Raw genomic sequence first — 12,803 nt, 5'->3', positions numbered from 1 at the left:
TTTTTCTATTCCTGGAGCCTTAGTTTCACTTACGGTTGGAAGCTGGTTTTCATCCCCGAAGGATTCCCCTGGGCCCGCCCGCATCCAAACATCCAGTCCGTCCCCTCCTCCCGCTTTCCTGCGTAACTTTCTCAACTAAATCAAGATTTCGCCAAAATACTCCTGGCCACGCTGATTCCATTGGCGGAAGCCTGCTGGAGTCCCCGGGTGACGGATGCGCCGTCTCCGATTGCCCGCAGACCTGCGATGCTGGTCTCAAAATCGGAATTGACCACTACTTTGTTGGAATAGAATTTTACTTCCACGCCGTAGAGCAGGGTTTCGTCGCTGGCAATGCCTGGGGTGACTTTATCCAGTGCCAGGAGCATTTCTTTAATGTCCACCATAATACGGTGGGGGAAGACTAAGGAGAGATCGCCGGGAACCGCATCTTTCAGGGTTGGGATCAGGTTGTTGCGGCAAAGGCGTTCCTCCGTTGTACGGCGTCCCCGCTGGAAATCCCCGAAGGTCTGGACCATGATTTTCCCGTCGCAAAGCATGTTGCTGAGCTGGGCTATATGTTTGCCGTACTCGATGGGGGTCTTAAATGGCTTGGTAAAGTTTTTGGAGACCAGCAATGCGAAGTTGGTATTGTTGGTTTTATATTCTTTGGATTTATAGGCATGGCCGTTTACTACTGCCAGGCCGTTTTCATAGTATTCGGTAGCGACCTCGCCCGATGGGTTGGTGCAGAAGGTGCGCACCTTATCGTCAAATGTGGGGGTGTAGTATACCAGTTTGGCCTCGTAAAGATTTTTGTTTAAAAATTCCATGACTTCATCCCGCACTTCTACGCGGACGCCGATATCTACGGTTCCCACCTGGGTTTCAATTCCGTGGTCATTGCAGATGTGGCTGAACCAGTCGGAACCTTCGCGGCCGATGGCGGAGACGATTTCATTGGCGTAATAGACCTCATCCTTGTCGGTGCGCACGCCTTTGGCCTGGTTTTCTTCGATTATAATATCTTTGACCATGGTATTGAATTCCATGTGGACGCCCTGGGCCAGCAGATGTTCCTGAAGTCTGGTATATATCTTATAGCCTTCTTCCGTACCCAAATGACGGATCGGGCATTCAATCAGCTTTAAATTGGCTGTAATCGCTTTTCTGCGGATTTCCTGAATCTCCTTTTGTTTGTCGATTCCGTAAACATTGGTATCGGCTCCGAATTTCAGATAAATATTATCGGATTCCTTTAAAAGTTCCACAGTTTTGTCATAGCCCAGGATCTCAGGCAGATTGCCGCCTACGTCGGGAGACAGGGAAAGCTTTCCGTCGGAAAATGCTCCGGCTCCGGCAAAGCCAGTGGTGATGGAACAGGGCTGGCAGCCGACACAGACTTTCGTTGTACGTTTCGGACAGGTCCTTTTTTCGATGGGACGTCCTTTTTCTATCATCAGGATTTTCATATCAGGCTTTTCCTGAATCAATTCATAGGCGCAGAAAATTCCGGAAGGTCCGGCTCCGATGATGATGACGTCAAATTGGTTGTTTGCATTCATTGACAACACTCCTTTCAAGATAAAAAATACCAACAGACCGGTTAGTAAGATACAGTGAGAAATCACTTATAGTCAACTATTCCGGTAGTTGGTAGAAACGTTCAACCGATCTTGAACTTATATAAGCACAACAATAGAATTTTAACATATTGTCACCCCCAGCGCAAGGGCGTGTTTGAAAATTGATTTCTGGAGACTTTGCGCGGCAGTTCGTTGGAATGAATTTTCAAACATGCCAGGGAAGGCGTGCAAAAAAACAGGGCGGATTTACGGATATTGCTGGAAATGTGATGGGCGGGATGATAGAATTAATTATGTTGATACAAAAAACAGGAAACTTGCAGAAATTGGGCGGAAGAAAGGAAAACGTCGAAATGCTGGATCATTTTAATGATATGGATAAGAGGCAGGAAGTGCTGCGTGAAGCTCAGACCGGCCTTTGGGTGATTGAACTGGGCGAAGGCAAGCCGCCCAGGATGTATGCGGACAGCGTGATGCTGGAACTGCTGGGATTTGACAATACGCCGACGCCGGAAGAATGCTATAATACCTGGTATGAGCGGATAGAAGACGCATATTATCCGATTGTCCAGTCCGGTGTTGAAAAGATTATATCGGATACCAGAGCGGAGGTTCAATATTCCTGGAACCATCCCCACTGGGGGAAGATTTATGTAAGGTGCGGAGGCGTAAGGGATAATAATTATAAAAATGGCGTCTGCCTCAGAGGATACCATCAGAATATTACGGACACCGTAATGCTGAAGCAGGAATATGATTCGGTGATACAGACTTTGAATCAAAGTTACTGCGGGATATTTTTGTGCAATCTGGAGGACGGTTCTTATAAAGTGATCAGGATACAGGATAAATTTAAAGGGCTGCTGTCCCCTGAGAGTGACTATTGTGAGATTCTCAGACGATATGCTAAACAGGGGACGGACGGGGAATACCGGCAGCAGATACTGGAACTGGCAGAGCCGGGGGCGCTGAAGGACAGGATTAACAGAGGCGAATATCCTATTGAACGGCTGTACAGGAATAGGAACGGCCGATGGCGGCGGATCAGAATCCAGCCGTCCGGCCAATATACGGAAAGCCATCCGTGGGTGATTGTGGCATTTGATGAACAGGACTACGAGGTGGAAAAACGGGCCGACCAGGCAGGGGCCCAGGCCGCGGTTTCACAGATTTATAAGCTGGTGGTAAATGTGGATGCGGATGGAGGGATGTATAACTGCATTTATGCTTCGGATGAATTTAAAGACCTGCATGCCCATGGAAGTTATGAGGAATTCTGCGGCTATATGATGGTTCGGATGCCGCTGGAAGACAGACGCAAGTTTAACAGCATTTTTGATAAAGATAAGGATGCCTGTCTGAACGGGAGAAATTTGGATGGCATGATCAGAATGTGGGAGACAGAAGGGGTACTGCATTATTACGATTACAGCACGGTCAGGATTTTTAAAGAGATGGGAGAGCGGATGCTGTTCACCCTTCGCAATATCGATGACAAACAAAAGGAGCGGAAGCTGGAAAGAGTGCTTTCAAATCTATGCCAGTGCTACTATTCCATTTATCTGTTTGATCTGGATCATGATGAGGAAGAGCCGATTTGGCAGGAAGATGTGATTGCAGCCAGCAGGGATTTCATAAAGGGTAAACTTTCTGATTACTATGAAAAATTTATCCGGCTTTATGTATACCAGGAAGACCGGGAAAAGATGCGCAGGGCGGGAAGTGTGGAGTTTCTCAGGCAGACGCTTACAGAAGAACAGCCGGTTTTTGATATAGATTTCCGACGGATATACGGAGATCATTTGGAATGGGTCCGGTCGCGTTTCAGCATAGCGGAGATAGAGGACGGAAGAGTGAGCAAGGTGATCTTTGCCAACATGAATATCAATGAACAGAAATTGGAGGAGCTGGAAGAGGAGAAAAAGAACCGGGCAGCCTTGATGGATGCATTTGAAAAGGCAAAATCGGCGAATGAAGCTAAGAGCCAGTTTTTGGCGCAGATGTCCCATGACATACGCACTCCGATGAACGCGATTGTAGGCATGTCGGCCATTGCTTCCGCCCATCTGGATGAGAAGGAACGGGTCAGAGACTGTTTGGAGAAGATTAATGTTTCCAGCTCCCATCTGCTGTCCCTTATCAATGAGATCCTGGATATGTCCAAGATAGAAAAAGGCAGGCTGGAACTGGCAGAAGAACCATTTTGCCTCAGGGCTTTGATTAACGACATCAATTCCATTGTCCGCGCGGAAGTGATAGGGAAAAAACTGACAATCCGGTTTAACATGGACGATGTTATCCATGAAGCGGTTATTGGAGATGAGAACAGAATCCGGCAGGTGCTTTTAAACCTGATCAGCAATTCCATAAAATATACGCCTGAAGGCGGTCAAATCAGGGTTGCGGTTAAGGAAGTATTTGTGCGGTCGGAAGAGCAGAGGTGTTTTGTATTCACGGTAGAGGACAACGGTATAGGGATGTCAGAGGAATTCCAGAAATTTATCTTTGCGCCGTTCAGCCGGGAAGAAGAAGTGAAGGAAAAGCATATTCAGGGAACCGGACTTGGAATGTCCATTGCCCATGGCATTGTGTCAGCCATGAAGGGCGATATTCAGGTGGAGAGTGAAAAGGGGCGGGGCAGCCGTTTTACGGTTACTCTGTATCTCGGAATCAGGACTTCCGGTTCAGACTGCGGGCTGCGGCAGGATCCTGAGCAGGAAGAGAACGGTGGTTTTGGAGAACCGGCAGCCGGAACGTCACCGGGCTGGCATATTCTTTTGGCGGAAGATAATGAGCTGAATATGGAGATTGCCCAAACACTCCTTCAGGAATCGGGCCTGACCGTTGACTGTACTGTAAATGGACGGGAAGCTGCCGAACGTTTCCTCAGTTCAGCACCGGGAACCTATGACGCCATTTTGATGGATTTGCAGATGCCCGTTATGGACGGATATACGTCCGCCAGGGAAATCCGGGGCAGCGCGCATCCGCAGGCCGCAGATATCCCTATTATAGCCCTGACAGCTAATGCGTTCGCCGAGGACATCGCCAGGGCCATGACATCAGGAATGAATGATCATGTGGCGAAGCCGGTTGATTTTGGGAAGCTGCTGGCGATATTGAAAAAGAATATTGGGGATTAAATTATTTTTGAGGAATAGCGAAAGTTACGCAGAAACGCGGGGGGAGACGGCGGCTGGAGGGCTGGGCTTTGGGGATTGGACGGGCGGGATGGAATCCGGCGGCGATGAAAACCGGCTTCCAGCCGTAAGGGAAACTAAGGCTCCAGGAATAGAAAAAGACGGTCCGATGCCCATTCACGGTGAACTCTTTATGGGACTTCACCGTTCAGTGGGCATCTCAGAAACTGATTTGGTTTTCAGTTTCTGCCCGTCTTTTTCTATCCCTGCAGCCTAAGTTTCCCTAACGGTTTCCAGACGGCTTTCATCGCCGCCGGATTCCATCCCGCCCGTCCAATCCCCAAAGCCCAGCCCTCCAGCCGCCGCCTCCCCCCGCGTTTCTGCTGGTTTTGGCTGTTCAACCGTGATTTACATTACCCCTGATATTACCCCTGAAGGCATTTTCGAAAATGCCTTCAGGGGTAATGTAAATCACGGTTGATGTTAAAACAGGGTTGATGTTAAATTTATCTTTTATTCCGCCAATACCCAGCCGTGAATCCTGGGACCGGGGGCGGGCAGGGCCTGTGGGGGCGGGGGGCATCTGGAAACCATTTAGTGGTTCTTGGTCTGCAAGGGCGGACAGAGGCGGGCAGAAGCTGAAAACCAGATCAGCTTCTGAGGCGCCCACTGAGAGGTGAAGTCCATACAGAGTTCACCTCGAATGGGTGCCGCACCGCCTCTGTCCGCCCTTACAGACCTAGAACCACTTACGGTTGGAAGCAGTCCCCCGTCCCCACAGGCCCTGCCCGCCCCCGGTCCCAGGATTCACGGCGTTACTTTCACGAATAAACTCAAATAACGTAAAATAATGTCAAATAAACCCACCCAAAGATGTAACTTTCCCGTTTACTTATCCGCCCATAACTGATACAATGAAGAAACCAGCGTTAGATCCCCGTCCATAGAGATCTAACGCTTAAAGTGTTGCGTAAATGACCGGAATTGAGAAGAATATAAGGAGTCTTTGATATGTATATTATAGTAGGGCTGGGAAACCCCACAAAACAGTATGATAAAACCAGGCACAATGCGGGTTTTCAGGTGATCGATGTGTTGGGAGACAAGCTGAATACGGAAATAACGGAAAAAAAGAATAAAGCGCTCTGCGGCAGAGGAATAATAGGAGGGGAAAAGGTGATACTGGCCAAACCTCAGACATTTATGAACCTCAGCGGCGAAAGTGTGAGGGCGATTGCAGATTATTATAAGGTGGAACCGGAAAATATTATTATCATATATGATGATGTCAGCCTGGCGCCGGGACAGCTTCGGGTGAGGAAAAAAGGGAGCGCCGGAGGGCATAACGGAATAAAGAGCATCATTGCCCATTTGGGCACCCAGGAATTTCCCAGGATCAGAGTGGGCGTGGGGGAGAAGCCCAAAGGCATGGATCTGGCGGACTATGTGCTGGGGCATTTTTCGAAAGAAGAGTCTGAGGTGATGGAAGAGGCGTTTAAGCAGGCTGCAGAGGCGGCATGCCTTCTGATTACGGATGGACCGGACGCGGCTATGAACCATTTTAATGCGAAGAAATGAGGTCGGCAATGAGTACAATATTTGCAAATCCGTTGGTTGAACTAAAGGAATATGAGGAGCTTGATAAGGCTTTAAGGCAGGGAAAAGGGCCGGTTTCCGTCAGCGGCTGCATGGATTCCCAAAAGGTGCATTTGATGTCGGAGACCGCGGATAATCTGCCCTGGAAACTGGTGGTGACTTATGATGATTCCAGGGCGAAGGAAATCTATGATGATTTCTGCTATTTTAATCCTCAGACGTGGCTGTATCCCGCAAAGGATTTATTGTTTTACAGTGCGGATATTCATGGCAATCTGATCACAAAACAGAGGATGCAGGTTCTGAAACATCTTTTAGAGGATCAGACGGGGGTTGTGGTGACCACGCTGGACGGTCTGATGGATCATCTCATGCCTTTGTTGTACTTAAAAGAACATGCCCTGACGGCAGAAACGGACCAGGAAATCGATCTGGATGAATGGAAGGAAAAACTGACCCTTTTGGGATATGAGCGGATGGCCCAGGTGGACGGCATGGGCCAGTTTTCAATCAGGGGAGGGATTATCGATATCTTTCCTTTGACGGAGGAACTTCCCATCAGAATTGAATTGTGGGATACCACTGTGGATTCCATCAGAACTTTTGACTTGGAGAGCCAGAGATCTGTGGAACAGTTGGACCGGGTTTTAATCTATCCCGCTTCTGAGCTGGTGTTTAGCAAATCCCAGATTGAAGAAGGAGTCAGGCGGCTGGAAAAAGAGGCCAAAAGTTATGAAAAAAACCTGAGGAATCAGATGAAGACCGAAGAAGCGGCCAGAATCAAAGGAATAATCGGGGAATTGGTGGAAGGGCTGAAAGAAGGATGGAAGTTAGGCGGCCTGGACAGCTACCTTCAGTATTTCTGCAAAGACAGCGTTTCCTTTTTGGAGTATTTTCCAAAAGGGCAGACGGCGGTTTATCTGGATGAACCGGCCAGGCTGAGGGAAAAGGGAGAGGCGGTGGAACTGGAATTCCGGGAAAGCATGATACACAGGCTGGAAAAGGGGTATCTTCTGCCGGAACAGACTTCACTGCTCTACCCGGTGAAAGAGGTGATGGCGGACTGTACAGGGGCTAATACGGTGCTTTTGACGGGATTGGAACAGAAACTGACCGGCCTGTCGGTGACAAAACGGTTCAGCATACAGGCGAAAAATGTAAACTCCTATCAGAACAGTTTTGAGATGCTGATAAAAGACCTGCAGCGATGGAAACGGGAAAAATACAGGGTGGTTCTTTTGTCGGCTTCCAGAACCAGAGCCAGCAGGCTGGCCGGGGATTTGAGAGAATACGAGTTAAGCGCATTTTGCCCGGATGATGAGGAACGGCAGGTAAAACCGGGAGAAATCCTGGTGACTTACGGTAATCTCCACCGCGGTTTTGAATATCCGATGATTAAATTCGTGGTCATTACCGAAGGGGATATGTTCGGTTCTGAACGCAAAAAGAGGAAAAAGAAGAAGACGGTTTACGAGGGCAAGAAGATTCAGAGCTTTACGGAACTGTCGGTAGGCGATTATGTGGTACATGAAGACCACGGCCTGGGCGTTTACCGCGGCATTGAAAAGATAGAGCGGGACAAGGTGATCAAGGATTATCTGAAAATCGAATATGCGGACGGCGGCAATTTGTATCTGCCGGCCACCAGGCTGGACGGAATACAGAAATATGCCGGTGCGGACGCGAAAAAGCCCAAACTCAACAAACTGGGCGGAGAACAGTGGAATAAGACGAAGACCAGGGTCAGGGGAGCGGTCAAAGAGATCGCAAAAGACCTGGTGGAACTCTATGCCACCAGACAGGAAGTGGAAGGTTATCAGTACGGGCCTGACACGGTATGGCAGAAGGAATTTGAGGAATTATTTCCCTATGAAGAGACGGATGACCAGTTGGAAGCCATTGATGCCACAAAAGCGGATATGGAAAGCAAGAAGATCATGGACCGTCTGATCTGCGGCGACGTGGGGTACGGAAAGACGGAAATCGCCCTCAGGGCTGCATTTAAGGCGGTTCAGGAAAATAAACAGGTGGTTTACCTGGTTCCCACCACGATTCTGGCCCAGCAGCATTACAATACATTTCTGCAGAGGATGAAGGACTTTCCTGTGCGGGTGGATTTGATGTCCAGGTTCCGCACCCCTGCCCAGCAGAAAAAGACGCTGGAGGATTTGAAAAAGGGGCTGGTGGATATTTTGATCGGAACCCACAGGGTTTTGTCCAAGGATGTGCAGTTTAAGAATTTAGGGCTGCTCATCATTGATGAAGAGCAGCGTTTCGGAGTTGCCCATAAGGAGAAAATCAAGCAGCTCAAGAAGAATGTGGATGTGCTGACGCTGACCGCCACGCCCATTCCCAGAACTCTCCATATGAGCCTGATCGGCATCCGGGATATGAGCGTGCTGGAGGAGCCGCCTGTGGACCGCGTGCCTATCCAGACCTATGTGATGGAATATAATGATGAGATGGTGAGGGAAGCGATTAACAGGGAACTGTCCCGCGGGGGGCAGGTTTATTATGTCTACAACCGGGTTAATGATATCGATGAAGTGGCGGCCCATGTGGCTAAACTGGTGCCTGACGCTGCGGTTACATTTGCCCATGGGCAGATGAGGGAACATGAGCTGGAACGGATTATGCTGGATTTCATCAACGGGGAGATCGATGTGCTGGTATCCACCACGATTATTGAAACGGGATTGGACATTTCCAATGCCAACACCATGATTATCCAGGATGCGGACCATATGGGGCTGTCCCAGCTCTACCAGCTTAGAGGCCGGGTGGGGCGTTCCAACCGGACTGCATATGCATTTTTAATGTATAAGAGGGATAAAATGCTGAGAGAAGAGGCGGAAAAGCGGCTTCAGGCCATCCGGGAATTCACGGAACTGGGATCGGGAATCAAGATTGCCATGCGGGATCTGGAGATCCGGGGGGCTGGAAATATTCTGGGTGCAGAACAGCATGGGCAGATGGAGGCGGTGGGATACGATCTCTACTGCAAGATGCTGAACCAGGCGGTTCAGGCCCTCAGAGGGCAGCGGACAGAGGAAGAGAGTTTTGATACTGTGGTGGACTGCGATATCGATGCGTATATTCCGGCTTATTATATTAAGAATGAATATCAAAAACTGGATATCTATAAGCGCATATCCGGGATTGAAACGGATGAAGAGTACATGGATATGCAGGATGAGCTGATCGACCGTTTCGGGGAGATTCCGAAGCCGGTGGACAATCTGCTTCGTGTGGCCAGTTTAAAGGCCCTGGCCCATAAAGCGTTTGTGACGGAGGTCAACGTGAACAGGCAGGAAGTGAAACTATCCATGTATCCCAAGGCCAGGCTGGACGTGGCCGGAATTCCGGCCGTGGTGGAACAGTACCAGGGAGATTTGAAATTTCAGATGGGTGAAGCGCCGGGCTTTTTATATGTGGACCAGAGAGGAAAGAACAAGGACTGCGAGGCTATGATGGATAAGGCGAAAGAGATTCTCAAACAGCTTTGTGAACTGTCGGGGCAGAATGCGGGATGAGTAATTTTATTTTGGAACAATAACCGGCTTCAGTGAGAATATTTGTGAAAATATGGTAAATGGGAACTGTTCTCATTTACCATATTGCATTTAATTAGGAAGAAATCATGTAACTTCAGCCAATCATTTAAATAAATATTTTCAACCACCCTTTAGTAGTCGTTTTTTTTCAGCCTGAATATAGGAAAAATCCATTTAATTATTTCTATTGATTATATATAATAAAAATAACAGGTAAAACCGGAATGAGCTCCCTATATTGAGGGCCTGTAAGGAGGAAAAATTTATGAACATGACACTTCGTTGGTATGGACCGGGATATGACAGCGTGAGTTTAACGCAGATCAGACAGATTCCGGGGGTAAAAGGCGTTGTAACCACCCTGATGGGTAAAATGCCGGGTGAAGTATGGGAAAAAGAAGAAATTGCAGCGCTTAAAAAAGAAGTTGAAGACGCCGGGCTTTCCATCATGGGAATTGAATCGGTGAATATTTCCGATGATATTAAAATCGGGACAGAAAAACGGGAAGAGCATATTGCCAATTACATCACCACCCTTGAGAACCTGGGTGAAAATGATATTCGTATGGTTTGTTATAATTTCATGCCTGTTTTTGACTGGACCCGTTCGGACTTAGCCAGAATGAGAGAAGACGGCTCCACGGTTCTGGCCTATAACCAGGATGTAATAGACAAAATTGACCCGGAACACATGCGGGAATCCATTGAAAAGATGTCCCATGGCTTTGTTATGCCTGGCTGGGAGCCGGAAAGGCTGGAAAAGCTGAAGTCTTTATTTGAAGCATATAAAGATGTGGATTCTGAAAGGCTGTTCCAGAACCTGGTCTATTTTTTAGAGGCCATCGGGGATACCTGTAAAAAATACGATATCCGCATGGGAATCCATCCCGACGACCCTGCGTGGCCGATTTTCGGGCTGCCGCGGATTGTCCGCAATAAGGAGACGATTGTCAGACTGTTGGAAACGGTGAACCAGCCCTACAACGGCATTACCCTGTGCACCGGATCACTTGGTTCAAACCCAGCCAATGATATCTGTGACATCATCCGCTGCGCAAAGGGCAGAATACCATTTGCCCATGTCAGAAACTTAAAATATAACAGCGGCCGGGATTTTGAAGAAGCGGCCCATTTATCCGCCGACGGATCTATGGATATGTATGAGATCATGAAAGCGCTGTATGAAACCGGATTTGACGGCATCATCCGCCCGGATCACGGAAGAATGATCTGGGGAGAAGAAGCCATGCCGGGATATGGGCTTTATGACCGGGCATTAGGAGCGGTTTATCTGGAAGGGCTTTGGGAAGCGATTGAAAAGAATGCGGGATGTTCCAGCCCGAAGCTGTTTTAAGGATGCCGGGAAAAGGCTTTCCGGTCCGGTAAGGTTAAAAATCAGATTAAAACTATCAGATTAAACTAAATTTTGAGATTAGAAAATGTATAAATTCCTTCATTTGACAAATACTACTTCCAGAAACGGAGAGTACAGTAAATGGAGGAATTTTTATGAAAGCTACAGGAATTGTAAGAAGAATTGACGATTTGGGCAGGGTAGTAATACCAAAAGAAATACGTCGGACCCTTCGTCTTCGTGAAGGTACACCGCTTGAAATATTTACAGACAGAGAAGGGGAAATCATTTTAAAGAAATATTCCCCCATGGTGGAGCTGACCTCATTTGCGACCCAGTACGCGGACGCCATGGCACAGTCTACAGGAATGATGGTTTGTATTACGGACAGGGATCAGGTGATCGCGGTCTCAGGCGGATCCAAAAAAGACTTATTACAGAAGACGATCAGTAAACAGTTAGAGCACCTGATTGGTGAAAGGACTACGGTTCTGGCCGCAAAAGATGAAAAAGGGTTTATTTCTCTCACATCGGAAGAGATGGAAGGAATTACCGCCCAGGTTATCGCTCCAATTATATGTGAAGGTGACGCAATCGGTTCCGTTTCTCTGCTGAGCCGCGAACCAAGGGCCCGCTTTGGAGATACAGAAACAAAACTGGTCATGACCGCTGCCGGTTTTCTCGGAAGGCAGATGGAGGGATGATCAGAAACAGCAGCCGTTCAGGCAGGTCTGAACGGCTGCCAAAAACAGGAGGGGCAGGCACATATGGCGGCTGCTCCTCTTGTGATTTTGTCATGCATGAGCTATAATACTTCCAAAAGGAGGAACCGTTCATGTATACATTTGACGATTTGAAACATATTATGGAAGAGCTCCGTTCAGACCATGGATGTCCGTGGGACAAAGAGCAGACCCATGAAAGCCTGAAAAAATGTCTGGTGGAAGAGTGCCAGGAAGCGCTGGACGCCATCGATCATCACGATAAGGAAAACTTATGTGAGGAATTGGGAGACGTGCTCCTGCAGGTCATGATGCACAGCCAGATTGCCATGGAAGACGGAGACTTTACGGTAGACGATGTTGTGAACGGGGTCTGCGAGAAAATGATCCGCCGCCACCCCCATGTTTTTGGCGGCAAAAAGGTCAGTTCCCCGGAGGAAAGCCTTGCTTTATGGAACGAGATAAAAAAGCAGGAAAAAGCCAAAAAACCTTGACAAATCAACGATTAGAGGCTATAAATGATAGAGTATAGTACAAATAAAATTGAGTAGTGATTTAATCGTCTACCATAGACAATTCTAGGAGGAAAATTTAAATGAACAAGACAGAATTAATCGCAGCTATCGCAGCAAAAGCAAACCTCAGCAAGAAAGACGCTGAAGAAGCATTAAAGGCATTTACAGACGTTGTTGCTGAAGAATTAGTAAAAGGCGAGAAAATCCAGTTAGTTGGTTTTGGTACTTTTGAAGTATCTGAAAGAGCTGCAAGAGAAGGAAGAAATCCTAAGAGCGGCGAAGTTATGAACATTCCTGCATCAAAATCTCCAAAATTCAAACCTGGAAAAGCGTTGAAGGATAAAGTAAACGAATAAT

Annotated in this window: 9 protein-coding genes and 1 riboswitch; of the genes, 8 read left to right on the top strand and 1 reads right to left on the bottom strand. The window is 47.9% G+C overall.

Translation table 11 applies throughout. From position 1 onward, the window contains the following. Positions 1-140: 140 nt before the first annotated feature. On the bottom strand, positions 141-1,544 hold the full coding sequence (locus GPL15_RS25995; protein WP_215701583.1) for an NAD(P)/FAD-dependent oxidoreductase: 1,404 nt from the start codon (positions 1,542-1,544) through the stop codon (positions 141-143). Positions 1,545-1,593: 49 nt separating this feature from the next. Beyond that, a riboswitch (purine riboswitch) is annotated at positions 1,594-1,689 on the bottom strand. Between the two features lie 73 nt (positions 1,690-1,762). Here GPL15_RS25995 and GPL15_RS25990 point away from each other — a divergent pair. The 8 genes from GPL15_RS25990 to GPL15_RS25955 all read left to right on the top strand — a co-directional run bounded on the left by GPL15_RS25990 (position 1,763) and on the right by GPL15_RS25955 (position 12,802). Next, complete coding sequence (locus GPL15_RS25990) at positions 1,763-4,708, top strand: ATP-binding protein (protein ID WP_346345048.1); 2,946 nt, start codon at positions 1,763-1,765, stop codon at positions 4,706-4,708. 7 nt (positions 4,709-4,715) lie between these two features. Continuing rightward, positions 4,716-4,982, top strand: coding sequence for a hypothetical protein (locus GPL15_RS25985; RefSeq protein WP_215701582.1), 267 nt, complete (start codon positions 4,716-4,718; stop codon positions 4,980-4,982). A gap of 734 nt (positions 4,983-5,716) precedes the next feature. Further along, on the top strand, positions 5,717-6,283 hold the full coding sequence (pth, locus tag GPL15_RS25980; RefSeq protein ID WP_215701581.1) for an aminoacyl-tRNA hydrolase: 567 nt from the start codon (positions 5,717-5,719) through the stop codon (positions 6,281-6,283). 8 nt (positions 6,284-6,291) lie between these two features. Next, positions 6,292-9,834: a transcription-repair coupling factor gene (gene mfd, locus GPL15_RS25975; RefSeq protein ID WP_215701580.1), complete on the top strand. Its 3,543-nt coding sequence runs from the start codon at positions 6,292-6,294 to the stop codon at positions 9,832-9,834. A 286-nt stretch (positions 9,835-10,120) separates the two neighbouring features. Beyond that, complete coding sequence (gene uxuA / locus GPL15_RS25970) at positions 10,121-11,209, top strand: mannonate dehydratase (RefSeq protein WP_215701579.1); 1,089 nt, start codon at positions 10,121-10,123, stop codon at positions 11,207-11,209. Positions 11,210-11,364: 155 nt separating this feature from the next. Beyond that, positions 11,365-11,913, top strand: a complete 549-nt coding sequence (spoVT, locus tag GPL15_RS25965; RefSeq protein ID WP_215701578.1) for a stage V sporulation protein T — start codon at positions 11,365-11,367, stop codon at positions 11,911-11,913. 131 nt (positions 11,914-12,044) lie between these two features. Then, positions 12,045-12,425, top strand: coding sequence for a MazG family protein (locus GPL15_RS25960; protein WP_215701577.1), 381 nt, complete (start codon positions 12,045-12,047; stop codon positions 12,423-12,425). A gap of 101 nt (positions 12,426-12,526) precedes the next feature. Continuing rightward, on the top strand, positions 12,527-12,802 hold the full coding sequence (locus tag GPL15_RS25955; RefSeq protein ID WP_215701576.1) for an HU family DNA-binding protein: 276 nt from the start codon (positions 12,527-12,529) through the stop codon (positions 12,800-12,802). Position 12,803 lies beyond the last annotated feature (1 nt).

This window comes from Clostridium sp. MCC353 (assembly GCF_018785315.1).
In the GTDB taxonomy this organism is placed as follows: Bacteria; Bacillota; Clostridia; order Lachnospirales; family Lachnospiraceae; genus CHH4-2.
Note: the sequence above shows the minus strand (reverse complement) of the source record. Positions and strands in the feature narration are given on the sequence as shown.

What these genes read in the sequence shown, in the direction of transcription:
- GPL15_RS25995 (WP_215701583.1), bottom strand. Translation starts at nt 1,544, where the DNA reads ATGAATGCAAACAACCAATTTGACGTCATCATCATCGGAGCCGGACCT.
- GPL15_RS25990 (WP_346345048.1), top strand. Translation starts at nt 1,763, where the DNA reads ATGAATTTTCAAACATGCCAGGGAAGGCGTGCAAAAAAACAGGGCGGA.
- pth (WP_215701581.1), top strand. Translation starts at nt 5,717, where the DNA reads ATGTATATTATAGTAGGGCTGGGAAACCCCACAAAACAGTATGATAAA.
- mfd (WP_215701580.1), top strand. Translation starts at nt 6,292, where the DNA reads ATGAGTACAATATTTGCAAATCCGTTGGTTGAACTAAAGGAATATGAG.
- uxuA (WP_215701579.1), top strand. Translation starts at nt 10,121, where the DNA reads ATGAACATGACACTTCGTTGGTATGGACCGGGATATGACAGCGTGAGT.
- spoVT (WP_215701578.1), top strand. Translation starts at nt 11,365, where the DNA reads ATGAAAGCTACAGGAATTGTAAGAAGAATTGACGATTTGGGCAGGGTA.
- GPL15_RS25960 (WP_215701577.1), top strand. Translation starts at nt 12,045, where the DNA reads ATGTATACATTTGACGATTTGAAACATATTATGGAAGAGCTCCGTTCA.
- GPL15_RS25955 (WP_215701576.1), top strand. Translation starts at nt 12,527, where the DNA reads ATGAACAAGACAGAATTAATCGCAGCTATCGCAGCAAAAGCAAACCTC.